The organism is Rhizobium sp. BK212 (assembly GCF_014197475.1).
Classification (GTDB): Bacteria; Pseudomonadota; Alphaproteobacteria; order Rhizobiales; family Rhizobiaceae; genus Rhizobium; species Rhizobium anhuiense.
In genome coordinates, this window is record NZ_JACIFS010000003.1 from 811,046 (window position 1) to 835,828 (window position 24,783).

Below are 24,783 nucleotides of genomic sequence, written 5' to 3' on the forward strand. Positions count from 1 at the left end.
CTTTCGTTCATCTCAGGCAGGCGGCAACGGCGCTCGCGCCCTGCATCCCGCGGATGTATTCCTTCGAGGCGAGCGATCCCGCGGCGAGCTCAATGGCTCCCTTACCCGCGTCGCATCCAGCCCAGTGGCCTTTTCTCAAAGGCGCTATTCTCAGCCCATCATTCAGAACCACCCGGCTCCCGGCATGGCCCCGACTGCAATCTCCGTGGCATTCTTTCGGCAGGTGCGGCATCCGCCTTCCCGCCTCATCGCATTCGTAAACAGCAAATGTGACGAAAGCGGTATCGACGTCTCCGGCAAAGCTAGGCTGCTCATCCGAACGGGTCGAAAACGACGACAATGGATGGATCGGCGACGTCATCGCAAGGCCGGATTGGCGGCCGGAACAGCCTTGTTCGGAAAGCGAAACGACCGCAATCAAACGACTATCGCCAATCGCGCCGTACGATCTGGTGTTACCGGAAAAAAATCGACCCATGCTACTATTTACACGCACCGTAAGCCTGCCATCTCCTCGCCTGCAAATAGCGCTGCGCCCTCTTTGTGGCGGGAAATGGACAAATTCGCCCCGCCGCCACCTTACGCCAATCGTCGTAAAAAAGTGTTGCTGAATCGTCACAAATTGGAACGTCGATTTGTCTTGCCGACCGCCCAAAGAAAAGCCCGGCAAACTGCCGGGCTTTAACACTTTTACTTGGATCGCAGGATCAGAACTTGACCTTTACGCTGGTGGAAAGAGCCGCGACCAGATCGTCGCCGAAGGAATAGGAGACGTCGTTGCCATAGGTCCGGCCATTATAGACGTAGGTACCGGAATCCCCGCCCGTCATGATGCCGAGCGCGCCGGCCAGACGCCACTCGACATTCTCGACCGGCGTATAGGCGACACCTGCACCGAGCGTCCATGTATCGGTCTGGGCGCCGTAGCCCTGGCTCGTGCCGCGATCCCAGGTCAGGCTGAGGGCACCGGACCATTGGTCGTTGAACTTGTGGCCGACGCCGCCGCTGACCGTCCAGCCGTCGCGGTAGAAGAGATCGAGCGAGGTGAGCTGGCTGCTGGCGGAGCAGGCGACGACGCCCTTGGTGGCCTTCGGGCAGAAGGCGATCGACTGCAGCACGCTCCAGTTCGTCCACTTGACCGACCCGAAGGCGAGCCAGTCGGGCGCAATGCCGCTCTGAAGTTTGAGCTCAACGGAATCCGGCGCCTCGGCCTCCCCATAGACCGGCGTCACGACACCGAGGTAGGGATTTTTGGGATTGGCGGCCTTCGGCACCTCGGTCAGGTCGACCGTGCCGGTGAGATCGTCATACTTGACCTTGCTGTTGTAGACCAGGCTGGCGCGGAAGGCATATTCCTCGATTTCGTAGGCGATGCCCGCCCGCCATCCCATAGCCTGGTCGGCAAGATCCAGACGACCGGTGCCGTCATAGATCAGCGCGGCCGGCATTGTGGTGATCGGCGCCACGAGGCGTGTCTTGAAACCTTCGACCGTCTGATAGAATCCGCCGCCGATCAGGCGAAGCTGGCCGGGACCCATATCGAAACGATAGGAGCAGGTGGCGCCGTAATTGCGGGTGCTGATCTTGGTTTCGATATTGTCGTTGACGCCAAGCCAGTCAGCGCCGGGATTGGTGTGTGCGCCGAAGGGTGTCGAAAAATCGCCCATGCAGTCGATCGAGTCGCCGAGACCAACCTTCACGCCGAGATAGGGGACCCAGTAATCCTCGGTATCATCCGCCGTGGTCGAACCGCCGCCGATGCCGTTGGTGCCGAGGCCATCGGTGGGATCGGTGTCCTTGACGTTCTTCAGCTTACGCTGCGGCATGACATAGGTCGCACCGGACTGCACGGCAAACCGCGAATTGTCGAAGAGAAGGTCGATATTGTATCCGCCGCGCTCCAGACCGCCGGCAAAGGATGGCGATGCAAGCGACGAAAAAAGAACGAGCGATGTTATGCCCTTGGAAAACCTACGAGATGCCATTGTGTCTCCCCCACTCCAGCAATTGATGTGACCCCACTCTAGTAAGTGTTCGCGTGATATGGCAACGCGCCCCGCAGCGGCGCTCCCGGCCATTGCAGTGGCTAATTTACGTAAAGAAATTGACGGACACGTCAAAAAATCTGGTTAATAAAATTTTTTTCGAACTTGGCGGCATTTCAGCGGTACTTTTGGGTTTTCATTCCAAACATTGCAGAAGCTGTATCAATCCGACAACAGTGGCACTTTTCGCCGGTAGGCCCCTTGTACGACAACAATCCACAGGCTGAGACGCCTAAAATCTGCTGGTTCGGGACCGAATCGCATGAGGCAGCAGTAAAAAAGACGCACCCCGCAGAGGGCGCGTCTTTGAAATAACTTACCAAAATGGGTCGGGGAAATTTACCCGGCTTCGCTCACCCTGGAAAGAGCGGTCGTCAGGCTGCCGATCTGACCCTTCAGTTCCTCAAGGCGCTCGCGTTCGGCCTCGACCACTTCGGGATTGGCATTGGCGACGAACTTCTCGTTGGAGAGCTTGCCGTCGATCCGGGAGATCTCGCCTTCCATCTTGGCAATCGCCTTTTCGAGCCGAGCCTTTTCGGCGGAAAGGTCGATCAGCTTGCCGAGCGGCAGGCAGATGGTGGCCTCGGCGACAACGATCTGTGCGGCACCCTTCGGCGCGTCCTCCGCCAGCGATATCGCCTCGACGCGCGCAAGCCGCTTGATGGCCGCGTCGTGGCGGAACAGCCTTTCACGCGTCAGGCTGTTGGCCTTGACGACGACGAGCGGGGCTGTCGCCGACGGCGGCACGTTCATTTCAGCGCGCACCGAGCGGATGCCGGAGACGAGGTCGATCAGCCAGTTGATCTCGTCGGCGGCGCCGTCGTCGGCATAGGAGGGCGCAGGCCATTCGGCGTGGCAGACCAGTGTGTCGCGCTCTTTGCCATCGCCTGCGGTATGGGCCCAAAGCTCTTCGGTCATGAAGGGCATGAAGGGATGCAGCAGCTTGTAGATCTCTTCGAGAATATAGGCGCTGCAGGCCTGGGCTTCAGCCTTGGCGCCCTCGTCCTCGCCGTTGAAGACCGGCTTCAAGAGTTCGAGATACCAGTCGCAGACCTCGTTCCAGACGAAGCGATAGAGCGCACCGGCGGCATCGTTGAAGCGGAAGGCTTCGAGTGCTTCCGTAACGTCACGTTCCGTACGGGCAAGTTCCGTCAGGATCCAGCGGTTGATGGTGAGCTCGGCCGCCTCCGGCACGAAATGCGGATCGCTCTTCGCCCCGTTCATCTCGGCAAAACGCGTGGCGTTCCAGAGCTTGGTGCCGAAATTACGGTAGCCGGCGATGCGGGCCGGATCGAGTTTCACGTCGCGGCCCTGCGCGGCCATGATCGCCAAGGTGAAGCGCAGCGCGTCGGCGCCGTATTCGTCGATCAGTTCCAGGGGATCGATGACGTTGCCCTTCGACTTCGACATCTTCTGCCCGTTCTTGTCGCGCACCAGCGCGTGGACATAGACGGTCTGGAAGGGCTCGACGGGCTGCCCGTCCTCGTCCTTCATGAAGTGCAGGCCCATCATCATCATGCGGGCGACCCAGAAGAAGATGATGTCGAAACCGGTGACGAGAACGTTGGTCGGGTAATAACGTGCCAGCTCCGGCGTCTCGTCCGGCCAGCCGAGCGTCGAGAAGGGCCAGAGCGCGGAGGAGAACCATGTGTCGAGCACGTCCTCGTCCCGCGTCAGGATCTCGCCCGGCTTGAAGTTTTCGAGCAGGTCCTCGACATAGGCCTTCATCGGCCCCTCATGCGAGAGGTAATGCTGGATCGCCGCCTGCAGCGCCTCTTCCTCGGTCTTTTCGACGAAGACCTGGCCGTCCGGGCCATACCAAGCGGGAATCTGGTGACCCCACCAGAGCTGACGGGAGACGCACCAGGGCTGGATGTTTTCCATCCATTCGTAATAGGTCTTGTCCCAGCTCTTCGGCACCATCCTGGTGCGGCCTTCGCGGACCGAGGCGATCGCCGGCTCGGCGAGCGTCTTGGCATCGACATACCATTGTTCGGTCAGCCGCGGCTCGATCGGCACGCCGCCGCGGTCGCCATGCGGGACCATGTGCTTGTGTGGCTCGATCTTGTCGAGAAGGCCGGCCTCTTCGAAAATCTCGACGATGACCTTGCGCGCATAGAAACGGTCCTGCCCTTCCAGGCGATCCCAGGCGCCATGCAGCGCCGCCGGATTGTCGAGGCCTTCGAGAAAATCCTCATTGTCCTTGATGGTGATCGTGCCGTCGATATTCAGGATGTTGATCGCGCGCAGGCCAGCCCGTTTGCCGACGTCGAAGTCGTTGAAGTCATGCGCAGGCGTGATCTTGACGGCACCGGTACCGGCGGTCGGATCGGCGTAGCCGTCAGCAACGACCGGAATGCGGCGGCCGACGATCGGCAAGATGACGTGCTTGCCGATGATCGACTTGTAACGCTCGTCCTCCGGATTGACGGCAACACCGGTATCACCCAGCATCGTCTCCGGTCGCGTGGTCGCAACGACCATATAGTCGCGCGTTTCCCATTCGGTCGGCTTGCCTTCCTCGTCGAAAGCGATCGGGTACTGGTAGGTAACGCCCGGCTCCAGCGGATAACGAAGATGCCAGAGATTGCCCTTGATCTCGTGCTGTTCGACTTCAAGGTCGGAGATCGCCGTCAGGAGCTTCGGATCCCAGTTGACCAGACGCTTGTCCTTGTAGATCAGCCCTTCCTTGTAGAGCGTGACGAAAACCTCGAGAACGGCCTTCGACAGGCCCTCGTCCATGGTGAAACGTTCGCGCGACCAGTCGCAGGATGCACCCAGACGTTTCAGCTGGTTGAAGATCAGTCCGCCCGATTCGGCCTTCCATTCCCAGACCTTGTCGATGAAGGCGTCGCGGCCCATGTCGCGGCGGCCCGGCAGCTGCTGTTCCATCAGCTTGCGCTCGACGACCATCTGCGTGGCGATGCCGGCATGGTCCATGCCCGGCTGCCAGAGCACGTCCTTGCCGCGCATGCGCTCGAAACGGACCAGGATATCCTGCAGCGTATTGTTCAGCGCATGGCCCATATGCAGCGAACCGGTGACATTCGGCGGCGGGATCACGATGGTGAAGGTCTCGGCCCCGGGCTTGGCGTTCGCGCCGGCGCGGAAAGCGTCCGCCTCATCCCATTTCGCGGCGATTTTTGGTTCGACGGCGGCGGAATCATAGGTCTTGTCGAGCATTTTCTGACCAATTTCGAGGTTCGAGGATGGAGGTTGTAAATAGGATGGCCACGGGCAAGTCAATAAAAAAGCCGCCCCGGAGACCGGAGCGGCTTTTCAGGAAAAAGCAATCCGATCAGCGGCGCGGGCCGCGTGCCACGCGCTCAATTTCTTCGCGCACCAACCGCTCGACCAGTGTCGGCAAATTGTCATCAAGCCATTCGCGCAGCATCGGGCGCAGCATGTCCTCGGCGATTTCGTCCAGCGAGCGGCGTTCAGCACCGTCGATCGCGGCGGCGAGCTCCTCGAAGGAACGGCTGATCTGCAGGCCGGCATCTTCCGAAAGCAGCGCCGGCTGGACCTCGTCCATAACGCTCGGCAGGAAACGCTCGACCGACGACTGAGTAGGCTCCATAGCCGGCGGCGCTGTTTCGACGGCAGGCGCCGGCTCGGCGACGGCCACCCCAGGCGCTTCCGTCAGCACCGGCTCGGCCGGCTGCTGGATCGGAGCATGCTGAACAGGCGCTGCGGCAGCCGGGAAAAAGGGCTGTGAGGGTTGCGGTTGGGGTTGTGGCGCCACGGCGCGCGGCGGCTCCGGTATTGCGGCCGGCTGCGGTTCGGGCTGACGGAAGCCGCTCGGAATTTCGCGCAGTGCCTGACCGGCCTGCACGGCGCTGCGCTCGGAGGCGGCGCGCACGCGGGCGGCGACATCGGCAAGCGACAGCGCGCGGGCCGGCACTTCCGCTTCGGGGGTGCCGGCCGAATTGGCGGCGACAAAACGCGGATCGGAAGAGCGCATGACCGGTTCGGGGAATTCCACACCGGCATAGGTGTCGTCGACCGTCAAATGGATTTCGGAGCTGTTCTCATCCTCGTCGGCGCCGTAGACCGGCGGCAGGGATGGGGAAATCGCCTTGCCGGCGCCGGGCTCATTGCTTTCGATAATCTGGCGGATGGAGGCCAGAATTTCTTCCATGGACGGTTCACGCGCTACACTTGGCTGAGCCATATCTATCCCCGTTATTCCAAAACAACGACCGGATGGTGTGGAGCATTCATCCGAATCACCACGACCTTAGAATACCCCAGGCGGGAAAAAAATCATCGCGAATCAAATGAATGCGGCCATGCACAGTTTTGTTACCCAATGCTTGCCACCCGCAAAGCCTGCCGTGATTTTGTGGCGGCGTCAGGATAAATTATGTTTGTGAAGGCTTTCCAGCGGCGCTCATAAAAAACGGGCGCCGATGGCGCCCGTCGTTGAATTTCGTCGACAAGAACGATGTCAGAAAACGAATTCGCGCGCCTTGGCGAAACCCGGCAGCGGCTTGACCGAGGCATTGAAGAAGACGTTTTCCGAAACCGCGCCGCGTTCGGCGACGAAGACCTTGGCGCGGGCGGCATTGCCGTAACCCTCGACCGTGATCAGGCGGCCACCATCGCGCAGTTGACCGAGAAGGGCTGCTGGAACTTCCTCGACGGCGCCGTTGACGAAAATCAGATCATAGGGAGCGCCGGCAGCGTAACCTTTTTCGAGCGGGCCGGTGACGACCTCGACTTTGGCATAGTCGGCAAGCTTGGCCTTCGCCTCGGTGGCCAGCGTCTCGTCGCATTCGAGCGCGATGACGGAGCCGGCAACCATCGACAGCAGCGCCGAGGTGTAACCTGTGCCGCAACCGACTTCGAGGACGAAATCATCCTTGGTGATCGCGGCGAGCTGCAGCAGCTTGGCGAGCGGCGACGCCTCCATCAGGAATCGGGCCGGCTTTCCCGGTGCGGCGGCTGATATTTCGACATCGTTGTCGATATAGGCCAGCAGCTTCGTTTTCTCAGGCACGAAAGCCTCACGCGGCACCGTGAGAAGCGCCATCAGCACGGAATGGGAGGTAACGTCCGTGGTGCGAACCTGAGTATCGACCATCTTTACGCGCGCTGCTTCGAAATCCATCATGTCCTCTCGCTCTTTGAAAAGCGGTTCCTGTCCTTCGTCTCTTAATCCCCGCCACGGATGCTTTCAAGGCTTGGCAGCCGCCGGCGAAAAGAATCCGGCAGACGCCTCTTCCGCGCCACAGGAGACGGAGTGGACGCTGCAACTCCAGCGTGGAAGCTTCTGCCCCTTCATGATATGATCTGCAACGGAGGAAATGGGAGGAGCAGGCCATGTCTGCGATTTTCGAATATTTCACGCTGTTCGATTTCTTCATCCTCGCAGCGCTTGTCGGCATATTCTGCTGCGGGCTGCTGGACGGCGAAACGACCTGGAGGCGATAGGGCGCGCTGAACTGCGCTCGGCGATCTCCCCCGCATGGCGTCTGGGGCAACCTCACGCCGGCGGACTCAGTTTTGACATGCGCTCCATTCCTCTTGAAACAGCGGCGCGACCGCTGGTGGCGCGCATTTTGCCAACAGTTCCAACCCTTTGCGACCGCACGCGCATTAACGTTACGTCAACCATTTTGTTGCGGCGCCCTCACCTTCCGCTATGGGTGCGCGCATGCAAACCTTCCTGATCCAATCGCGCGGTATAGAAGCGCTTCACTACAACGCCGCGGCCCGGCTGTTGCTGATCAAATACAGCAGCGGCGACATTCGCAGTTTCACCCGCATTTCGCCGCAGGGCATGCGACGGCTGCTCGGCGCCGGCCCTGAAATCGATGACCGGTCTGAATTGAGCGATCTGCAATATCAGGCGGAAATCCGCAAAGGCGGCCTGAAGGCGCTCTACCGCCTCACGGGAATCAATCCGTCACAGTTCGATTTTTCGCCTGGCCGGCGGGTCTGGTAGCATTTGCGCCTGAAGCACCCATGCAGCGCCCATCGTTTGGGCGCATTTCAGACGGGTTTGTCATGTGGGAAGATGTTGGAGGCCTCGCCCGGAATTGAACCGGGGTACAAGGATTTGCAGTCCTCTGCGTCACCACTCCGCCACGAGGCCTCACGCGCTCGTTATCTGAGCCGTGGCGAGCGTTTAGAATGATCGTAAGGAAATCGCAAGAGGGCATTTCGGAAAAACGCCATTCCACCTCTACTGAAAAGGGCATTTTTCGATCCCGGAACGGCACGGGTGCAGGCTGGAATTTCCATGACCGTCGCGATGCCCCATTTTCTGCCAATGATTGCATTTGAAACAAATTGGCAGCTTGACTTCGATCGCCGTCCGGGCCTCAATTATCCTCGGGAGGGTAAGGAGCTGCGATGGATTGGGCTGCCCTCAAATTTAAGCATATGCATGCGACATACGACGGCGAAACCAGGGATCTCCATGTCAAGTTTCCCGGTTCTGCGCCAATGAAACACACGAACATCCCGCCGCACGTCTATCAGAACCTGCTGGAAACGGATGATCCGCACTTCTACTATAGATATTACATAGCGCCGTCTCGCGTATCACAGGGCCGTCGGCAACCGGTTTCCGTGGCGTCTTACACCATGAAGCTCGTCCTCCTCCTTGCCGCCTGCAGCCTGTTGATGGCGACCAGCCTCGACCCGGACCATGGCGGAGTTTTCGAGGAAAGCGAACTCAGATCCAACTAGACCCGAATTTGCATAGGCGGCACGCCCAGTTCCATCACAGGGCCGGCGGCAAGGCGGTTGGCTGTGGGGGCGAAATTGTCGCTTCTGTTCTGAGAACGATAACGACGATTGTTCCGGTCGCGGTCATTGTCGCCATTGCGCTCGTTGCGACCGTTGAAGTTGCGATAGTTGCGAGGTCCGCTATAGCCACCCTGGCCATGATCGACCACGCAGCCTTCGGGCCGGCGGCAGATGCCGCGGGCGTCGAAACCGCCGCTGTCGACACTCTGGGCCTCGGCGGGAGCGCCGGAGAGCATGCTCGCCGCGGACAGGACAACCACAAAAAATAGCTTCATTTCGTCACCTAGGCCATTGTGGCGCACTTACACTTCATAAACCACAAATGCGAAAAGCGCTCCACCGTTCCACGGAACCCTTCACGGGGGCGGCCGTCAGCCAGCCGGTTTCCCCCGCCGGTGCCACCAGACCGCCAGCCGACGCCGAAGCCGGCGCGCAAACGGCAGATCGTGCGAGAGCACGATGAAGCCAAGCGGCAGCATCCAGAAGCCGAGGATGGGCAGGAAGCCCAGGAACCCGCACAAGATGAGAGCTACGCCGAGCCCCATCCGCGCGATGCGCGAGCGCGGCAAGCCGATGCTGAAGGAGCCGAGCACAAGCCTGCCGCTGGCATGATCGATGCCGAAGCGCCTTGCCCGCGCCTCGCGCTTTTCGCCGCCCCTCGTCTCTCTGCGATCATTCCCTTTTGTCATTCCCCAGAGATGGGCGCAGGCAACCCAAATACAAGTTCATTTCATTTTTTTGAAAAAACCGCTTGGCAAATCGGGAAAGCGTTTGTATTAGCCCACTCACACCGCGCCAAGCAGTGATCCCTGGTAGCTCAGCGGTAGAGCATTCGACTGTTAATCGACAGGTCGCCGGTTCGAATCCGGCCCGGGGAGCCATTTTTTTCAAGCAAACGCCTGTTTCGTTGATGAATCCGAAATCAGGCGTTTTCTTCCCCATCGGCGGACAACGCGCTTTTTACGACGGGTAGGCATTCGCTGGCCAACCAACCACCGGCGGTGTAAAGCAAACGCCATGGCGTTAGATCCCGAAAAAGCATTTTTAGATTACAGTGCGGCGGACTGCAGCGTGCAGTTCTGGACCGCCAACGCACCGGCCGTGCAATTCACATCTTTGGAAGCCGCCGTCAGGTTCGCAAAAGACCATGGCGGCAGGTGGGAAGAGATTGAGATAACAGTCCATCTGCCGCGCGAGGACATCGCGTTCGCTACCGGAAAAGTGCATCAACTCATTGACGCTTTGCCAGGTGATCTCCGGAAAAAACGGTAATGGGATGGATGGGCCGTCGAAGGACAATCCGGCGCGGCCAGCCTCTGGATCTGCCACAAGCTCTCGTGCCGTTCATCGTCCGCAATCCAGTCGGCGTCAAATCGGTCGAGCTCTCCGATCGCCATGGCGATAGGAATCGGAATAGGCGGCGCATTCGGCCCGATACTGTTCGATGACGCTGCGATCGGCGCTGCCGTTGCGGCTGTCACTAAACGGAATGACCGCTTACGCAGCACCTCTCTCGCAAGCGACAAAGAGGCGGCTATCTCTAATAGCTACACGAACGGCCGTCACCGGGACGGAAGCCATCCGCACAGGCCCGGTTCATTGAATCGCCCGGCTGATATCCTGATGCCGTGCCATATGAATTCGGCGGCGTCGAGCAGGCCGAGGCCATGACGGCAAGACTGATTGCGCCGGCTGCGACAAATGCCCGAAATCTGTTCATCGATGCTTCTCCCGTTTAGGCCGTGACCGAGGGATGAAAGCCGCTGCTCTCCCTTCCAGATCACCTTTCGCCTGAAGATATAGGGGCGCTGCCCGGCTTGCGTTAGTTCCGAATGCGGAAGATTCTTGTCGCTTCCTATCAGCATCGTCGATGACCAAGCCGGCCGGGAACAAAGACCGTGGTTCAAAGTTGAGTGGCATCAACCACGTAACGTCAGGTTCTGACAGGAGGTCTTTCATGGGTCGCGGTATTTTGCTTTGGCTGCTTGGTGTTCCACTGCCGATCATCATCCTTCTTGCTCTGTTTATGCGATAGGAACAGATCATGTCGGTTTCAATGACAGGTGCCGGAGAGATTGCTACTCCGGTCGAATCCTCCAAATCCGCCATGGCATGGGGGCCCATCTTCGGCGGCGCCGCTGCGGCCATCGGAGTGACCCTCATTCTGTTACTGCTTGGATCCGGGGTCGGGTTGACGATGGTGTCGCCCTGGTCGGGGCAAAGCAGTTCGCTCGGCACGGTGGGGGTCACGGCAGCGATCTGGCTCGTTGTCGTGCAATGGCTCTCCTCCGGGCTCGGCGGCTATATCACCGGGCGGCTGCGAACCAAGTGGGCGGCCGTCCACACTGACGAGGTGTTCTTCCGTGACACGGCGCATGGCTTCATAAGCTGGGCGCTGGCGACGATCTTCGTCGCCGGATTTCTCGCCTCGTCGCTGACTTCGCTTGCCGGTGCGGGCGCACAAGCCGTGAGTTCGGCCGCCACTGCCGCCGGTACGGCAGCAGCATCGTCGACCTCATCGCCTGTCGATCTCTCCACCGCCTATTTTACCGACGCATTGCTGCGTCCTGAACAGGCCCGAGCAGGCGCGACATCCGATGATACTGCGGCAACGGCTGAGGTCTCCCGTATTCTGCTCAACGGTGCCGCCGCCGGCCAGATCCCGGATGACGACAAGGCCTATCTTGCAACGATCGTCGCTGCGCGCACCGGCCTTTCCGAAGCCGATGCACGCACCCGCGTCGACACCGTCCTGAAGCGCATCGAAGACGCCAAGGTCGCCGCCCAGAAAGCCGCCGATGAGGCACGCAAGGCGGCCTCCACGACGGCCTTGCTCGGCTCGTTGTCACTTCTGATCGGGGCTTTCATCGCCGCGGCCGCTGCAGCTTTCGGCGGATCGCAACGCGACGAAGAGGAAGATCTTATCGTTACCTCCCGAACCTAGGGGCAGACGAAACGGGGACGCGAGGTCGAAAGGCTCCGCGTCCCAATTTTATCTGGGGCTATCCCTGCCTCGTGTGGCTGGTTCTCGGCCGCAGTGAAGCGGCTTCTCTCCTCAGTGGCGGTTTATTTCGCATAAAGCGGAACATGTGGCCATTGTGGAGCTTCGGTTAGGTCACACCCTTTCCGGAGAATAGAGATGGCCAAGAACACGTCCAAAACCTCGCCCTCGGACAATGCAACGATCCATGATCAGAAGCTGCACCGCGGCGCAGGCGGCGAGCTTCATCAGTTTGCCGAAGACGGCAAGCCTGTGCTGACCACCGCTCAAGGCGGCCCCGTGTCCGACGATCAGAATACGCTTCGCGTCGGCGCCCGCGGCCCTGCCCTCATCGATGACTTCCACTTCCGCGAGAAGATCTTTCATTTCGACCACGAGCGCATCCCCGAACGGGTCGTCCATGCCCGCGGTTACGGCGCCCATGGCTACTTCGAAACATACGAATCCCTGGCCGCCTATACCCGGGCCGATCTTTTCCAGCGGCCCGGCGAAAAAACACCGACTTTCGTGCGGTTTTCGACCGTCGCCGGCAGCAAGGGTTCGTTTGATCTGGCGCGCGACGTGCGCGGTTTTGCTGTGAAGATCTACACCCAGCAGGGAAATTGGGATCTGGTCGGCAATAATATCCCGGTCTTCTTTATTCAGGATGCAATCAAGTTTCCCGACATCATCCATTCGGTAAAGCCGGAGCCCGACAAGGAATTTCCGCAGGCGCAGTCGGCGCATGACAATTTCTGGGATTTCATCACGCTGACGCCCGAAAGCATGCACATGATCATGTGGGTGATGTCGGACCGCGCCATTCCACGATCCTTCCGCTTCATGGAGGGTTTCGGCGTGCATACCTTCCGCTTCGTCAATGCAGCGGATGAGTCGACCTTCGTCAAATTTCATTGGAAACCGAAACTCGGTCTGCAGTCCGTCGCCTGGAACGAAGCAGTCAAGATCAATGGTGCCGATCCGGATTTCCATCGCCGCGACCTCTGGCAGTCGATCCAGTCGGGAGCCTTCCCGGAATGGGAACTCTGCGTGCAGCTCTTCGATCAGGACTTCGCCGACACGTTCGACTTCGACATCCTCGATCCAACGAAGATCATTCCGGAGGAGATCCTTCCGGTCAAAGCGATCGGCCGTCTCGTTCTCGACCGAATGCCGGAGAACTTTTTTGCGGAGACCGAACAGGTCGCCTTCATGACGCAGAATGTTCCTCCCGGCATCGACTTCAGCAACGATCCGCTTCTGCAGGGACGGAACTTCTCCTATCTCGACACGCAGCTGAAACGTCTGGGTGGTCCGAATTTCACACATCTGCCGATCAACGCGCCGAAGTGTCCCTTCCACAATTTTCAGCAGGATGGCCATATGGCGATGCGCAATCCTGTCGGGCGCGTCAATTACCAGCCGAACTCCTGGAATCAGGGGCCACGGGAATCGCCGGTGCAGGGCTATCGCCACTTCCCCGCCGAGGAACAGGGTCCCAAGGTTCGGCTGCGGCCGGAAAGCTTTGCCGATCATTACAGCCAGGCCCGGCAGTTCTACATCAGCCAGACCCCGCCGGAGCAACGCCATATTGCCGCGGCGCTGATCTTCGAACTGAGCAAGGTCGAAACGCCGGTCATTCGCGAGCGCATGGTCTCGCATCTGATGAACATCGATGAGACCTTGGCCAGCAAGGTCGGCCACGCCCTCGGCTTCAAGTCGATGCCGAAGCCTGCCGACGCGGCCATGCCGACCCGGCAGGATCTCGAGCCGTCGCCGGCGCTCAGCATTATCGAGCGCGGCCCGGGTCGGTTCGAAGGACGCAAGCTCGGCATTCTTGTCAGCGACGGCAGCGATGCCGCTGTCTTCAAGGCGCTGCTTGCCGAGATCACCGAGCAGAAGGCAACATTCGAAGTGATCGCGCCGAAGATCGGCGGCGTGACGCTCTCGGACGGCAATTGGATCGAGGCGCATCAGATGATCGACGGCGGACCTTCGGTGCTTTACGACGCCGTCGCCCTCCTCCCCTCGGCCGAGGGAACCGGCGATCTGCTGAAGGAGGCAACGGCCCGCGATTTCGTGGCGGATGCCTTCGTGCACTGCAAGTTCATCGGCTATGTGGAGACAGCGCTGCCGCTGATGCAAAAAGCCGGCATTGCCGATTCTCTGGATGAGGGCGTGATTGCACTCGGAGCGGCGAAGGATGTCAGCGCCTTTATCAAGGCGCTTGGCAAACTGCGGGTCTGGGGTCGGGAGCCATCGGTCAAATTGAATTGACCGTCTCGTCGTCATGTTCGTAACGTAAAACCCGTGGAAACGCGGGTTTTAGGTCGTTTGCAGCGTCTATTTATCAGCCCGGGCGATGGAAGCTGTCCCGATCTGCTCTATTTTCCTTTTACGCGCTGTGGAGAGCCGTATGCACTGGCGCTTTCGACAGATCTCTGACTTGGCCGTCTCATGGGCAGGGCATCGTGTGGTCCCGGTCATGCTGATCGCGTTCATAGCTCTATGGGCGGCAGTGGGTCTCAGCATTTCCTTCCCACGGCAGTGGTTTCTGCTGACCAACATGCTCGGGACACTCACTATATTTTTCATTTTGCTGCTGGTGCAGCACTCCCAGAATCGGGACATGATGGCACTCCATGCCAAGCTCGATGAGTTGATCCGCTCAAGCAAGGCAGGAAACCACTGGATTGCGGCTGAGAAGAACGACGCCGACGCAATCGAGGGAATGCGCCAGCAACATCACGGCCAAATCTCAGAGAGCGCGAATTAGGCGGACGCTGCCTCTGCGGCAGATTTCTCATCCGCTTTTTCCTCGACGCATTCTGCCTTTTCGGCAAGGGTCTTGCTCATTTCCCTGAGTTCGCCCTCCTCCAGCTTTTCGATACCGACAAATTTGTTGGCGGCCTGGCTCGTCAGGATGAGTTCGTCAAGCTTGGCCTGCAAAGCCTTTCCGTCACGGTTCTGGCTGTTCTGCAACACAAACACCATCAGGAATGTTATGATGGTCGTGGTGGTATTGATGACAAGCTGCCAGGTTTCAGAATAGCCGAAAAACGGGCCCGACACCGCCCAGACGAACACAAGCGCCAGAGCCGCGACAAAGGTGAACGGCTTTCCCGAGAGGTCGGCGACGGCAGTTGCAAAGGAAGAGAAGAAGTTGGGTTTGTTCGACATCTGAAAAGCCTCGTTCGATCGCAGCATCAGTGCTGTCAATCGACAACATCAACTCCATATCCAGGCCGAAGTTCCTCGCGCCGCCGAGGCCGATCAAGTTGGGCGGCCGTCTTTGCTGCCAGCAAACTGCCATCGAATTGGCAGCCTTCACAAGTTGAACCGCCGCCATGAAAAAGCCGGCCCTGGTGAGGCCGGCTTTCCAAAACTATTCGCAGAAGATCAGATACGCGGGCCGGTCGAATACCGGCCACGTTCGGCATCCACTTCGGCCGGTGTATAGGGGTCGAGCGTATCGTCGAAGCGCTCCCAGCCGTTTTTGGTATAGGATGCGCGCCGCTCGGCAATGTCGACACTTTCGGAGCGGTCGAGAATCGCTCTGGCCGCCATGGCCCTATCATCCTCGACGCGGGCTGTGACCAGCGAGCCGCCGCGACGGACGCCTTCGGCGTAGACGTGGGCGTCTTCTTCGGGCACACCCGATTTGACGAGCGCGCCAACCACGCCGCCTGCGGCCCCTCCGACGACTGCGCCGGCAGTTGCTCCGGCCAGCGTTGCGACCAGCCATCCCGCGGCAACGACAGGGCCGACACCCGGAATGGCGATCATGCCAAGACCCGTGAGCAGACCGCCGGCACCGCCTGCGAGAGCGCCGATCCCGGCGCCGGTGCCGGCGCCTTCGGCAGCGTTACTGCCCTGCCCCTCGACGGTGCGGCCATCGCCGGTATTCGAAACGATGCTGATTTCCTTCGATGCAATGCCGGCGGCTTCGAGCTCACCAACGGCCGACTTCGCAGCTTCGTAGTTGTCGAACAGTCCTGTTACAGTCTTCATAATGTTATCCTTCGATGTTGAGGAAAGGCGCGGCCGTCACTTGACGACGATGTTGCCCTGGTAATCGAGTGCCACCTGCACCTGCTTGGCATCCTTGGTCGCGGACGCACGCCACACGCCCTGATCGTCAAGCTTGAGACCGGTGACGGCGCTGTAGCCCGCATCCTCAAGCCGCGACTTGGCCTGGTCTTCGGTGAAACTGTTCTTGCCTTGGACAGGCGCGCCCGGGTTGTTGGTATCAGGCGTCGCCACAGCCGGCGTTTCCTGGCTTGTCGTCGGTGTCTGGCTCTGGGCGAGCGAAACGGAGGCCGCCATCAGGAAGGCAGCCGTTGTCAGTAGAATCTTTTTCATTGGTTTCCTCGCGTTCATATCTTCATGGGGAAGATTGCCGCTGATAACCCGGTGCAAGCAGGTATGTTCCCTCGTTTTGCTAAAAGAAAATAAGATATCTGAATAACTTAGCGGGTGCGCTCCTCAGAAGAGCGCGCCCGCCCTTGGAAAGGCTGCCGTTCCAAAAATAAACATTGTGCAGTGCAGCAACCTTTCGTAGGCTGAAGCGTTTAGTCAGGCATCACCGCCATCCCGGCTGCTGATTGGCGGAGAGTTTCATGAGATCTATGTCAGACACCCTTGCACGCCTTGCTGCGCTGCGAGGAACACTTCGCACTCAACCCCCGCAGGGCAACTCCGATCTCGTCGCCTTGGACGCGTTTGGCACAAACCCGGGTGCCTTGGGGGGCTACACCTATTTGCCGTCGAAGCGCGGGAAAAACTTGGCCCTGGTCGTTGTCCTGCACGGCTGCACCCAGACCGCCGCCGGCTATGATAGCGGATCCGGGTGGTCGCGATTGGCCGAGGACTATGGCTTCGCGCTGTTGTTTCCCGAGCAGCAAAGGGCAAACAATCCAAACCTCTGCTTCAACTGGTTCAACCCGGAGGACATTCGTCGGGATTATGGCGAGGTCTTTTCCATTCGCCAGATGATCGCAAAGGTCGTTGCGGAACATGGTATTGACGGCAGACGTGTGTTTGTGACGGGGCTGTCGGCCGGCGGCGCCATGGCCGCCGCCATGCTCGCGACCTATCCCGAGGTTTTTGCCGGCGGCGCGATCATCGCAGGCCTGCCATACGCAAGTGCCGCGACCATTCCCGAAGCGTTCGACCGGATGCGCGGTCAAGGTGGCCCGACTGGCAAAGAGCTTGAACTGCGGTTGAGAAACGCTTCAAAACACAAAGGCCCGTGGCCGACATTGTCACTCTGGCAGGGGACCGCAGACAGAACCGTCGCCGCATCCAACGCGAATACGATCATCGAGCAATGGAGACATGTCCACGGCGTCGGCGCATCGCCAGCGCGCATCGAAGATATCGGACGACATCAGCGGCAGGTCTGGACCGATCCGCACGGTAGCGAGGTGATCGAACTCTATACGATTGCCGGCATGGGTCACGGCACGCCTCTCGATGTCGGCACCGGCTACGGGGCAAGCGGCCCCTTCATGCTTGACGTCGGAATTTCCTCGACTGTCGAAATTGCCAGGTCCTGGGGTCTCGTTCCCTCGTTTGAGAAACGGCGCGACGCCAGGCCCTCAGCTGCTCAACCGGAAAATACCCCGGATCCATTCGGCGCGGGCAGCGACCGTGGCGGTATTCAGAAGGTCATTGAAGATGCCCTCCGGTCCGCCGGGCTGCTGCGGTAGGTATCGATGAGGGTTCCACGACATGTCGCTAATTAAAGTGGAGATTTGTAGACAAGATTAAATGCGCGGAATAGGAATGGCGCTCATCGCATATGCCTATACGGGGAGACACCATGGTTCCGCTTTCGCTTGTTATCGCAACTGCTTGCCGCCGCCGCATGGCGGCAGCCCTTGCCGCCATGCTTTTTGCACCGGCAGCTTTTGCCGAAGAGATCGTCTTCAAGGATCAGGGGAACCGCGAGGTACGGCTGGCAAAAGCGGCCGAGCGCGTCGTCTCGATCGTCATCCCGATGGCGTCCACCGTCATTGCGCTGGATGGCAGCACCAGGAAGCTCGTCGGCATGAACCCGACGGCGAAGAGTGCCGTGGTCGAAGGGATTCTCGGAAAGATCTTCCCCGAAGCCAAGGATATTCCCTCCGACGTGACCGCGCCGAATTTCGTGCCGAATGTCGAGGCGCTGACCGCCGCCAATCCCGACCTCGTGATCCAGTGGGGCGATCGCGGCGCCGATATCGTCGCACCGATCACCAATGCCGGCCTCACCACGATGCTGATCCTCTACGGCACCGAAGAGCTGACCCGCGACTATATGACCATGGCTTCGAAGGCGATCGGCAAGCCCGAGCGGATCGGCGAACTGGTGGAATGGCGCGACCGCGTCCAGAAGGATATCGAAGCCAAGGCGACCGTTATTCCCGATGACAAGAGGCCGAACGTTCTCTATCTCGGCCGCGCGCTCTCCGATATCAGCGCATCGGGCACCAAGGGCAATTACAATGCCTGGTCCATCGCGCTTGCGGGCGGGAAAAACGCCTCTGGCGAACTCAACGGCACGGTGTCGGTGAACAAGGAACAGATCGCGCAATGGAACCCCGACGTCATCTTCCTCAATGCTTTCGAGGCCAAGCTTGATATCAACTGGGTCTATAAGGATCCGATCCTGTCCCTGACCAATGCCGCCAAATCAAAGCGGGTCTACAAGATGCCGCTCGGCGGCTATCGCTGGGATCCGCCGAACCAAGAATCGCCGCTGTCCTGGATGTGGACCGCCAACCTGCTCCATCCTGATATCTTCAAATACGATCTGCGGGCGGAAATGAAGACGGCCTACAAGACGCTTTACAACTACGACCTGACCGACGGCGATATCGACAATATCCTTTGGCTGAAGGATCAGGGCGCCTCCGCCGACTACGCGCAGTTCGAGGCTAGGTAATGTCATGACGACGATGACGCAGGACGAGGCGGTGCCCGCTGCCCGCCGAATCCACCTCGCCAGGCAGACGCTGATTTTCGCCTTGCTGCTGGCGCTGCTGGTGATTGCCTTCACCGTCAGCCTCTGCGTCGGGCGGTTCTCGGTGCCGCCAGGACGTGCGCTGGAGCTGATCTGGCAGGGGATCAGCGATCCGTCGCGGGAGCTTGCCGGGATCGACGAACGCATCGTCTTGCTGGTGCGGGCGCCGCGCGTGGTGCTGGCCGCACTTGCCGGCGCCGGGCTCGCCATCTCGGGCGCCGGCCTTCAGGGTGTGTTTCGAAATCCCCTGGTCTCGCCCGACATATTGGGCATATCCCAGGGTGCAGCCTTTGGCGGCGCCCTGGCGATCATGCTCGGTATCTGGGGATTTCCGCTGATCGCCATGGTGTTTTTCTGCGGCATGGCGGCCGTCATCCTGGTGGGACTGCTCTCGCGCATCAACGGCCGGTCGGAAACGGTGACCGTGATCCTGTCGGGACTGGTCATCAGTTCGATGTTCTCGGCGGTCGTCTCGCTGCTGCAATTCATCGCCGATCCCAACACATCCCTTCCCGCCATCGTCTACTGGCTGATGGGATCGTTTGCGACCGCCACCTGGGAACGCACGTTGGTGGCGGCACCGGGCCTCATCCTCGGAAGCTGCTTCCTGTGGATGCTCCGTTTCCGGCTCAACATCCTGTCGCTCGACGAGGCCGAGGCCCGCAGCCTCGGCGCCAATACGACACGCGAGAGATGGCTGGTCTTCTGCCTCATCGCCGTCATCGTCGGCAGCCAGGTCGCGGTCTCCGGCATCATCGGCTGGATCGGCATCGTCATTCCCCACGCCGCCCGCCTGCTGGTCGGTCATGATCACCGCGCGCTGCTGCCGGCGGCCGCCGTGCTCGGCGCAGGGTTCATGGTCTGCATCGATACGCTCGCCCGCGCGGCGACGGCGGCGGAGATCCCGCTCGGCGTCATTACCGCCCTCGTCGGCGCGCCGATCTTCGCAACGCTGCTGCGTCATCAATATCGGGAAAGGACGGGATCATGATCGGCTTGACGGATGCGGTCGTCAGGTTCGGGACGCGCACCATTCTCGACCGTCTCAGTTTCTCGGTTGCCGTCGGGCGGTCGCTCGCCATTCTCGGCCCCAACGGGCGCGGCAAGACGACGATGCTGAAAGCACTGCTCGGTTTTCAACGGCTGGACGAAGGCAGCCGCGTCGCGCCCGCCATTGTCGGTTATGTCCCGCAGACCGGAAGCAGCAACCAGCGCTACCGCGCCATCGATGTCACCGTCATGGGACGGGCAGCGCATCTCGGCCTCTTCGGACAGCCGGGACCTGATGATTTCGAGATTGCCCATGCGGCGCTCGAGCGGGCGGGCGCTGCCCGCTTTGCCGATCATTTCTTCGACCGGCTTTCCGGCGGCGAACGGCAGCTCGTGCTTCTGGCGCGGGCGCTCGCCACCGGCTCGCAGGCGATCGTCCTCGATGAGCCGGCAGCGGCACTCGACCTTCGCAACCAGGAGCGGCTGCTCGACCTGCTCAAGAGCCTTCGCGAGCCGCGCGACAAGGCGATCGCCTTCACCACACATGATCCGAACCATGCGCTCGCGGCCGCCGACGACGCACTGCTGATGATGCCTGATGGTCAATCGCTGTTCGGCCCGGTCGCGGAGACGATCACGCCGGACCATCTGGAACGGCTCTACGGGGTGCCGATGCGGGTTGTCGAGCTTGTCGGTCCGGCAGGCGAAAGACATCAGGCGGTCCTGCCCGCCTTTGCAGGAATTCGCGCCGCATGACCATTCTTCTCATCCAGTCGCACTATCAGGACCCCTTCACCCTGAGCGCGCCGGCTTTCGCGGAGGCAACCGCGCAGGGCAAGCTGATGACGGTACGCGAGACGGAGCTTGCGGAGGCGCATTTTGCCGCCGCAAGCGGCCTGATCACCACCATCCATCTCGATCAGATCGGCTTTCTCAAATTTGCCTCGGCGGTGGCATCCTTCCTCGATCGCGGCGGCCGGTGGATCTTCAACGGCCATATGCTCCGGCCGATCCTGCCGGAACTCGGCGTCTATATTCCCATGCCGCAGCCGAAGCGGTCAGACTTCGCCCAAATCAGGCGCTTCGATCATCCGGTCTTTGCCGGCATCGATCAGAGGAGGCTGGAAACGAACCGCGGCGTCGCCGGGTTCTACGGCCGGGGACACAATCCGATGCCATCAGGCGCCGTCGCGATCAATACATTGGGACCGGCTGCGGTGCCCATCGACTGGATCTGGGCGCGGCCGGCGGGCGGAGAGATATTGTCGCATGCCGGCAACGAATTCTGGGGTTGCGGAGACGACCCTGACATCCAGAAGCATCTGGCCGGCCGCTCCATCGCCTGGCTGGCGGGGGAACTGAACCGATGAGCGTGCTCGCGATCCATCCTGGCGCCTACTACCATATCGAGACGCTGGAAGCGCCGCGTTACCGGCATTATTTCGACAGCCTGGTGCGGCCGGAGGACCTGCCCTCGGTCGAACTCGGCAAACACCAGGTGCTGTTCATTCCCTGCCGCACACCGGCGGACCGGTTGGCGCCGCATGCGGCCCAGCTGCGCGACTATCTCGATCAGGGCGGCACGATCGTCGCGACCGGCGAGACGGCCTGGCAGGCGTTCCTGCCTGCTATCCATTTCACGCCTCAGCCGACGAACTGGTGGTGGTGGCTGACCGAGGGCGCCGATCTCGGCGTCAGGATCGCCTCCCCGCACCATTCACTGTTCGAACATCTCGGGCAGGACGACCTGACCTGGCATCTTCACGGCTGGTTCGATCCACCCGAGGGCGTCGAGGTTCTTGCGGTGAATGAGGAAGGCAAGCCGATCCTCTATGTGGACGAGGTCACGACGGCGGGGCGCATGGTGATCACCAGCCTCGACCCCTGCTTCCACCACGGATCGCATTTCATGCCGGCGACGACGCGTTTCCTGGATGGTTTTCTTCCCTGGATGCGCCGGGAATTGGACAAAGGAAGATCGAGATGAACGAAGCGAAGATCGAAGTTCTCGAAGACGGCAAGCCGCTTGCCTACGGCTTTGCCGATATCATGCACTATCACGGCTTTGGTTTTCCCGGCGGTGTCGCCCATGCCTTCAAGGTGATGGAGCGCGCGTTTCCGCTGCTCAGCGTCGACGGACCGCCGGAGCGCCGCGAAATCTCGATCCGCACGGCCTTTCGCGGTCCCGGCGGGCGTGACGCCTTTGAAATGGTGACGCGTGCGCTGACGGAAGGACGCTATAGCGTCGACCCCTTACTCGACCGGACGGAGCGCGGCGACATCCTCGCTCGCTACGTCTTCGAACTCAGCTATCGCGGACGAACCGTCACCCTGCAATTGCGTGACGGCCATGTCCGCGAGGAGTTCATCACGCTCGGCCGCAAGACCGACCGGACGCCCGCGGAAGAGGAGCGCCTCGCCTGGCTCAAGCAGGAGATGGCCGACCGGTTGCTGGCGCTGCCGCCAGAGGCAGTTTACGAAGAGGCAACGGCCCGCTTTTGATGGCTGAGGACGAGTTCGTTCTGGACATCCTCCTGAAACCACATCACCCGCTGACGGACGTCGCTCTCCGGTATCCCGGCCGCCAGAAGCTGATCGGCAAGCCTGCGGCATTCGGCCTTCCAGAATTCCAGCGCATCCGCGCCATGCCGTCGGCCGAGTTCGCGGGCGCAACGCTCGATATTGGCAGTTCCGGTTCCGGAGGGGAAAGCAATCACCCTGCCTTCACTGGAAGCGGCGGGGCGGTGGGTCATTTCATCAGCCATCGAACACAGGTTCCCTTGATCCTGTTCGTTATCTAAGGGACTATGGTTAATGCTTTCTATTGCTGCAGTCAGAAGATCAATCAGGTGGATTTTTGGCGCTCCGCAATGTCACCAGACAATCGGATGGGTCTTGCCTGTGAGCACGTTCACGAACCCCTCCGGCGCCAGCTCCGACGGCGCGACCAGGACCCAGCGCCAGGGTGAGCAGGTAAGCGTTGCAAACGACAGGCGTTCGGGAAAGCCCGGCCACCATCGAGGCGAAAAGGTCGGCTCGTACATCCAGTCGATCCCGGCACCGGCCGCATAAAGAGCCTGCATCTCCGCATCGAGCGCTTCGGCCGAACGGGCCGTCATCAGGCCGCCGACCTCGTAGCGGACGCGGGCGAGAATCTTGCCGCCGGATACCAGCGCCCAGCCGCCCTGCTGCTCGTTCAGGGCATTGACGGCCAGCGCCATCGCCTCGTCCGACGAACCGACCGTCCAGATATTGTGCTTGTCGTGCCCGAGCGTGGAGGCGAGCGCCGTCTCCGGCGTGCGCGGTCCGGTGCCCAGCCAGAACATCCTGGAGATCTTGGCCTCCCCGGAAAACCGGTCGACAATCGAGAACTTGGTAACATTGCGCGCGGGATCCCGCTGCACGAGGCCATCTTCCACCGGCAATTCCATGGTGATGAAATCGTCGTGCCAGTGAAACGGCCGCAAAAGTGCTGCGTTGACCGTGGCCCGGTTCGGCGGCGCCTCGATGCGGAAATCGTCTGCCGTGACCGTCCTGTCTATGGTCACGGTGCGCGTCGCCCATTGCGGCCAGTCGATTTCCGGGCGCACGCCAATGAAGGTCGCACCCTCGGACACAGGACGCCCGTCCGCCCACACCTTTTCGATCGACAGGCTGCCGACGTCGCTGAGAAGAACGATATCGGCGAAGCGGCCCGGTGCGATCGATCCGACCCACGGCGTCAGCCGCATATGGCGCGCCGGATTGAGGGTTACGCATTGGATGGCGATCTCCGGCGCAAGGCCGTTTTCGATGGCGAGGCGGACATTGTGGTCGGTCGCACCGATTTTCAGCGTGTCCGGGGCGCTGCGGTCGTCGGTCACCAGGGCGATCTGCGACCAGTCCGTCAGTCCCTTGTCGATCAGGCCGCGGATGACCTCCGGCAGGGAATGCGGCCTGAGCTCGATGAATAGACCGTGGAGGAGCTTCTGCCAGATCTCATCGAGAAACCAGCCTTCGTGATCGGAGGCGAGACCCGCCGCGGCAAAGGCGTTGATCGAGGCCATGTCGCGCAGTCCGGCACCATGGCCTTCGACGACGCCGCGCTGCTCGAAGGTGGCGCCGATCATGCCCCACAGCCTGTTGTAGGAAGGATTGCCGGGATCGGATATGGACGGCCAGTCCATGACCTCGTCGAGCCCGGCGACCATCAGGCTTTCGGACAGGAAGGCCTTCTGTTCGTCGTAACCGAACCAGCCGCCACCCCACTCGTAGGCGGTCGGCGGCACGGCGGAGCCAGGCAGGGGAAAGATTTTCATCGGCGATCCGCGCCGGCGCGCTTCCAGCCAGAATTCCAGGTTGCGGGCGCCGTTGACGTTGGAAAATTCGTGGCTCGCCTCACACGTCCAGGTCACGCCATGAGGCATTACCAGCGCCGCCTCCCATTCGGGCGTCAGATGGGAGCTTTCGATATGTTTGTGTGCCTCGCCGAAGCCCGGCACGGCCGCAAGGTCCGGCTCGGAAAAGCGCTCGTTCACCTCGCCAACATAACTGCCGGCAGGGCCGACATAGGCGATACGGCGGCCCTTGATGACGATCTCCTGATCGTCGAGCCATGTCCTGGTGTGGACATCGAGCAATCTGCCGACGCGCAGCAGCCTGTCGGCGGGCCGGCGTCCGAGCGCCGTCAGCACAAGATCCTGGCGCGTCCGAACCTCGTCGGACGCATTGATCAGCAAGTCATCAGGAAGTGCGGCGCGCGAGGTGACCATGAATGAAATGCCCGTGAGACGCTGGAACCGCCGCGGACCGTAAAGACCACGCGCGCATGTGTAAAGCGCTGGCGCAACACGTTTTGCGATCAACAACAAGACGTCATCAACCGAGAGCTACTGATGGTTCGATCTTGGAAAATTCCCCAAGCAAGTACGCATTTGCCCAAGTATTGAGCTTGCGAGCCGATCGATCAAAAAATAGTATCCCTCAAATCCAAGGGGCATGATCCCGATTATCAACGCCGTTTTCAC

Annotated in this window: 25 protein-coding genes, 2 tRNA genes and 1 pseudogene; 14 read left to right on the forward strand and 14 right to left on the reverse strand. The window is 60.6% G+C overall.

The window, feature by feature from the left end:
• Positions 1–7: 7 nt before the first annotated feature.
• The 5 genes from FHT79_RS14000 to FHT79_RS14020 form a co-directional block, all read right to left on the reverse strand.
• Positions 8–478 (reverse strand): hypothetical protein, encoded by a 471-nt coding sequence (locus FHT79_RS14000; RefSeq protein ID WP_245434789.1) that lies wholly within the window; start codon positions 476–478, stop codon positions 8–10.
• A 229-nt stretch (positions 479–707) separates the two neighbouring features.
• Positions 708–1,985, reverse strand: a complete 1,278-nt coding sequence (locus tag FHT79_RS14005) for an OmpP1/FadL family transporter (protein WP_047614769.1) — start codon at positions 1,983–1,985, stop codon at positions 708–710.
• A gap of 399 nt (positions 1,986–2,384) precedes the next feature.
• Positions 2,385–5,228, reverse strand: coding sequence for a valine--tRNA ligase (locus FHT79_RS14010; protein ID WP_047614767.1), 2,844 nt, complete (start codon positions 5,226–5,228; stop codon positions 2,385–2,387).
• A gap of 115 nt (positions 5,229–5,343) precedes the next feature.
• Positions 5,344–6,216: a DUF2497 domain-containing protein gene (locus FHT79_RS14015; RefSeq protein ID WP_183903478.1), complete on the reverse strand. Its 873-nt coding sequence runs from the start codon at positions 6,214–6,216 to the stop codon at positions 5,344–5,346.
• A gap of 276 nt (positions 6,217–6,492) precedes the next feature.
• Positions 6,493–7,158 carry a protein-L-isoaspartate O-methyltransferase gene (locus FHT79_RS14020; protein ID WP_183903479.1) on the reverse strand — a complete coding sequence of 222 codons (666 nt, stop codon included), beginning with the start codon at positions 7,156–7,158 and terminating at the stop codon, positions 6,493–6,495.
• A gap of 531 nt (positions 7,159–7,689) precedes the next feature.
• Here FHT79_RS14020 and FHT79_RS14025 point away from each other — a divergent pair.
• Positions 7,690–7,992 carry a hypothetical protein gene (locus FHT79_RS14025; RefSeq protein ID WP_063475452.1) on the forward strand — a complete coding sequence of 101 codons (303 nt, stop codon included), beginning with the start codon at positions 7,690–7,692 and terminating at the stop codon, positions 7,990–7,992.
• 76 nt (positions 7,993–8,068) lie between these two features.
• Here the strand turns inward: FHT79_RS14025 and FHT79_RS14030 are convergent.
• A tRNA-Cys gene (locus FHT79_RS14030) sits at positions 8,069–8,142 on the reverse strand.
• Positions 8,143–8,402: 260 nt separating this feature from the next.
• On the opposite strand from FHT79_RS14030, the gene FHT79_RS14035 reads away from it, so the two are divergent.
• Positions 8,403–8,741 carry a KTSC domain-containing protein gene (locus tag FHT79_RS14035; RefSeq protein ID WP_063475442.1) on the forward strand — a complete coding sequence of 113 codons (339 nt, stop codon included), beginning with the start codon at positions 8,403–8,405 and terminating at the stop codon, positions 8,739–8,741.
• On the opposite strand, the gene FHT79_RS14040 is transcribed toward FHT79_RS14035, so the two are convergent.
• Positions 8,738–9,076, reverse strand: coding sequence for a hypothetical protein (locus FHT79_RS14040; RefSeq protein WP_047614762.1), 339 nt, complete (start codon positions 9,074–9,076; stop codon positions 8,738–8,740). The two genes, FHT79_RS14035 and FHT79_RS14040, sit on opposite strands and share 4 nt — an antisense overlap.
• Positions 9,077–9,172: 96 nt before the next feature.
• A complete protein-coding gene (locus FHT79_RS14045) occupies positions 9,173–9,490 on the reverse strand; it encodes a hypothetical protein (RefSeq protein WP_047614760.1) in 318 nt (105 codons plus the stop codon).
• Between the two features lie 117 nt (positions 9,491–9,607).
• On the opposite strand from FHT79_RS14045, the gene FHT79_RS14050 reads away from it, so the two are divergent.
• Positions 9,608–9,682, forward strand: a tRNA-Asn gene (locus tag FHT79_RS14050).
• Positions 9,683–9,818: 136 nt separating this feature from the next.
• Positions 9,819–10,073 (forward strand): hypothetical protein, encoded by a 255-nt coding sequence (locus FHT79_RS14055; protein WP_017991185.1) that lies wholly within the window; start codon positions 9,819–9,821, stop codon positions 10,071–10,073.
• Between the two features lie 268 nt (positions 10,074–10,341).
• On the opposite strand, the gene FHT79_RS32160 is transcribed toward FHT79_RS14055, so the two are convergent.
• Positions 10,342–10,521 carry a hypothetical protein gene (locus FHT79_RS32160; protein WP_080759894.1) on the reverse strand — a complete coding sequence of 60 codons (180 nt, stop codon included), beginning with the start codon at positions 10,519–10,521 and terminating at the stop codon, positions 10,342–10,344.
• 324 nt (positions 10,522–10,845) lie between these two features.
• On the opposite strand from FHT79_RS32160, the gene FHT79_RS14060 reads away from it, so the two are divergent.
• From FHT79_RS14060 to FHT79_RS14070, 3 genes are all read left to right on the forward strand, one after another.
• On the forward strand, positions 10,846–11,745 hold the full coding sequence (locus tag FHT79_RS14060) for a hypothetical protein (RefSeq protein WP_097543835.1): 900 nt from the start codon (positions 10,846–10,848) through the stop codon (positions 11,743–11,745).
• A gap of 195 nt (positions 11,746–11,940) precedes the next feature.
• Positions 11,941–14,058 carry a catalase gene (locus FHT79_RS14065; RefSeq protein WP_183903480.1) on the forward strand — a complete coding sequence of 706 codons (2,118 nt, stop codon included), beginning with the start codon at positions 11,941–11,943 and terminating at the stop codon, positions 14,056–14,058.
• A gap of 139 nt (positions 14,059–14,197) precedes the next feature.
• The gene (locus tag FHT79_RS14070; protein ID WP_047614753.1) at positions 14,198–14,557 is read left to right on the forward strand and encodes a low affinity iron permease family protein; all 360 of its coding nucleotides are present in this window, start codon (positions 14,198–14,200) and stop codon (positions 14,555–14,557) included.
• On the opposite strand, the gene FHT79_RS14075 is transcribed toward FHT79_RS14070, so the two are convergent.
• From FHT79_RS14075 to FHT79_RS14085, 3 genes are all read right to left on the reverse strand, one after another.
• Entirely contained in the window at positions 14,554–14,961 is a 408-nt protein-coding gene (locus FHT79_RS14075) for a low affinity iron permease family protein (RefSeq protein ID WP_047615366.1), read from the reverse strand. The two genes, FHT79_RS14070 and FHT79_RS14075, sit on opposite strands and share 4 nt — an antisense overlap.
• A 219-nt stretch (positions 14,962–15,180) precedes the next feature.
• Positions 15,181–15,792, reverse strand: a complete 612-nt coding sequence (locus FHT79_RS14080; RefSeq protein WP_097631419.1) for a general stress protein — start codon at positions 15,790–15,792, stop codon at positions 15,181–15,183.
• A gap of 36 nt (positions 15,793–15,828) precedes the next feature.
• Entirely contained in the window at positions 15,829–16,143 is a 315-nt protein-coding gene (locus FHT79_RS14085) for a PepSY domain-containing protein (RefSeq protein WP_047614749.1), read from the reverse strand.
• A gap of 257 nt (positions 16,144–16,400) precedes the next feature.
• On the opposite strand from FHT79_RS14085, the gene FHT79_RS14090 reads away from it, so the two are divergent.
• The 7 genes from FHT79_RS14090 (at position 16,401) to FHT79_RS14120 (ending at position 22,279) form a co-directional block, all read left to right on the forward strand.
• Positions 16,401–17,492 carry a PHB depolymerase family esterase gene (locus FHT79_RS14090; protein ID WP_183903481.1) on the forward strand — a complete coding sequence of 364 codons (1,092 nt, stop codon included), beginning with the start codon at positions 16,401–16,403 and terminating at the stop codon, positions 17,490–17,492.
• Between the two features lie 113 nt (positions 17,493–17,605).
• Positions 17,606–18,709, forward strand: a complete 1,104-nt coding sequence (locus FHT79_RS14095; RefSeq protein WP_183903482.1) for an ABC transporter substrate-binding protein — start codon at positions 17,606–17,608, stop codon at positions 18,707–18,709.
• Between the two features lie 4 nt (positions 18,710–18,713).
• Complete coding sequence (locus tag FHT79_RS14100; RefSeq protein ID WP_183903484.1) at positions 18,714–19,778, forward strand: iron ABC transporter permease; 1,065 nt, start codon at positions 18,714–18,716, stop codon at positions 19,776–19,778.
• Positions 19,775–20,533, forward strand: coding sequence for an ABC transporter ATP-binding protein (locus FHT79_RS14105; RefSeq protein WP_183903485.1), 759 nt, complete (start codon positions 19,775–19,777; stop codon positions 20,531–20,533). The genes FHT79_RS14100 and FHT79_RS14105 overlap by 4 nt, the downstream gene beginning before the upstream one ends.
• A complete protein-coding gene (locus FHT79_RS14110) occupies positions 20,530–21,147 on the forward strand; it encodes a hypothetical protein (RefSeq protein WP_183903486.1) in 618 nt (205 codons plus the stop codon). The genes FHT79_RS14105 and FHT79_RS14110 overlap by 4 nt, the downstream gene beginning before the upstream one ends.
• On the forward strand, positions 21,144–21,764 hold the full coding sequence (locus FHT79_RS14115) for a hypothetical protein (RefSeq protein ID WP_097543829.1): 621 nt from the start codon (positions 21,144–21,146) through the stop codon (positions 21,762–21,764). Before FHT79_RS14110 ends, FHT79_RS14115 begins: the two co-directional genes overlap by 4 nt.
• The gene (locus tag FHT79_RS14120) at positions 21,761–22,279 is read left to right on the forward strand and encodes a hypothetical protein (protein WP_183903488.1); all 519 of its coding nucleotides are present in this window, start codon (positions 21,761–21,763) and stop codon (positions 22,277–22,279) included. The genes FHT79_RS14115 and FHT79_RS14120 overlap by 4 nt, the downstream gene beginning before the upstream one ends.
• Here FHT79_RS14120 and FHT79_RS32165 read toward each other — a convergent pair.
• Entirely contained in the window at positions 22,252–22,542 is a 291-nt protein-coding gene (locus FHT79_RS32165; RefSeq protein WP_080759889.1) for a DUF6074 family protein, read from the reverse strand. The genes FHT79_RS14120 and FHT79_RS32165 overlap by 28 nt on opposite strands.
• A gap of 108 nt (positions 22,543–22,650) precedes the next feature.
• Positions 22,651–24,608 (reverse strand): annotated as a pseudogene (locus tag FHT79_RS14130) (adenine deaminase C-terminal domain-containing protein).
• Positions 24,609–24,783: the final 175 nt, after the last annotated feature.

Bases quoted from the DNA above. Each gene is read 5' to 3' on its own strand.
- FHT79_RS14025 (WP_063475452.1), top strand. From the start codon at position 7,690: ATGGGTGCGCGCATGCAAACCTTCCTGATCCAATCGCGCGGTATAGAA.
- FHT79_RS14005 (WP_047614769.1), bottom strand. From the start codon at position 1,985: ATGGCATCTCGTAGGTTTTCCAAGGGCATAACATCGCTCGTTCTTTTT.
- FHT79_RS14115 (WP_097543829.1), top strand. From the start codon at position 21,144: ATGAGCGTGCTCGCGATCCATCCTGGCGCCTACTACCATATCGAGACG.
- FHT79_RS14090 (WP_183903481.1), top strand. From the start codon at position 16,401: ATGAGATCTATGTCAGACACCCTTGCACGCCTTGCTGCGCTGCGAGGA.
- FHT79_RS14095 (WP_183903482.1), top strand. From the start codon at position 17,606: ATGGTTCCGCTTTCGCTTGTTATCGCAACTGCTTGCCGCCGCCGCATG.
- FHT79_RS14020 (WP_183903479.1), bottom strand. From the start codon at position 7,158: ATGATGGATTTCGAAGCAGCGCGCGTAAAGATGGTCGATACTCAGGTT.
- FHT79_RS32160 (WP_080759894.1), bottom strand. From the start codon at position 10,521: ATGAACAGATTTCGGGCATTTGTCGCAGCCGGCGCAATCAGTCTTGCC.
- FHT79_RS14085 (WP_047614749.1), bottom strand. From the start codon at position 16,143: ATGAAAAAGATTCTACTGACAACGGCTGCCTTCCTGATGGCGGCCTCC.
- FHT79_RS14000 (WP_245434789.1), bottom strand. From the start codon at position 478: ATGGGTCGATTTTTTTCCGGTAACACCAGATCGTACGGCGCGATTGGC.
- FHT79_RS14060 (WP_097543835.1), top strand. From the start codon at position 10,846: ATGTCGGTTTCAATGACAGGTGCCGGAGAGATTGCTACTCCGGTCGAA.
- FHT79_RS14120 (WP_183903488.1), top strand. From the start codon at position 21,761: ATGAACGAAGCGAAGATCGAAGTTCTCGAAGACGGCAAGCCGCTTGCC.
- FHT79_RS14010 (WP_047614767.1), bottom strand. From the start codon at position 5,228: ATGCTCGACAAGACCTATGATTCCGCCGCCGTCGAACCAAAAATCGCC.
- FHT79_RS14065 (WP_183903480.1), top strand. From the start codon at position 11,941: ATGGCCAAGAACACGTCCAAAACCTCGCCCTCGGACAATGCAACGATC.
- FHT79_RS14040 (WP_047614762.1), bottom strand. From the start codon at position 9,076: ATGAAGCTATTTTTTGTGGTTGTCCTGTCCGCGGCGAGCATGCTCTCC.
- FHT79_RS32165 (WP_080759889.1), bottom strand. From the start codon at position 22,542: ATGGCTGATGAAATGACCCACCGCCCCGCCGCTTCCAGTGAAGGCAGG.
- FHT79_RS14045 (WP_047614760.1), bottom strand. From the start codon at position 9,490: ATGACAAAAGGGAATGATCGCAGAGAGACGAGGGGCGGCGAAAAGCGC.
- FHT79_RS14015 (WP_183903478.1), bottom strand. From the start codon at position 6,216: ATGGCTCAGCCAAGTGTAGCGCGTGAACCGTCCATGGAAGAAATTCTG.
- FHT79_RS14110 (WP_183903486.1), top strand. From the start codon at position 20,530: ATGACCATTCTTCTCATCCAGTCGCACTATCAGGACCCCTTCACCCTG.
- FHT79_RS14075 (WP_047615366.1), bottom strand. From the start codon at position 14,961: ATGTCGAACAAACCCAACTTCTTCTCTTCCTTTGCAACTGCCGTCGCC.
- FHT79_RS14105 (WP_183903485.1), top strand. From the start codon at position 19,775: ATGATCGGCTTGACGGATGCGGTCGTCAGGTTCGGGACGCGCACCATT.
- FHT79_RS14100 (WP_183903484.1), top strand. From the start codon at position 18,714: ATGACGACGATGACGCAGGACGAGGCGGTGCCCGCTGCCCGCCGAATC.
- FHT79_RS14035 (WP_063475442.1), top strand. From the start codon at position 8,403: ATGGATTGGGCTGCCCTCAAATTTAAGCATATGCATGCGACATACGAC.
- FHT79_RS14055 (WP_017991185.1), top strand. From the start codon at position 9,819: ATGGCGTTAGATCCCGAAAAAGCATTTTTAGATTACAGTGCGGCGGAC.
- FHT79_RS14080 (WP_097631419.1), bottom strand. From the start codon at position 15,792: ATGAAGACTGTAACAGGACTGTTCGACAACTACGAAGCTGCGAAGTCG.
- FHT79_RS14070 (WP_047614753.1), top strand. From the start codon at position 14,198: ATGCACTGGCGCTTTCGACAGATCTCTGACTTGGCCGTCTCATGGGCA.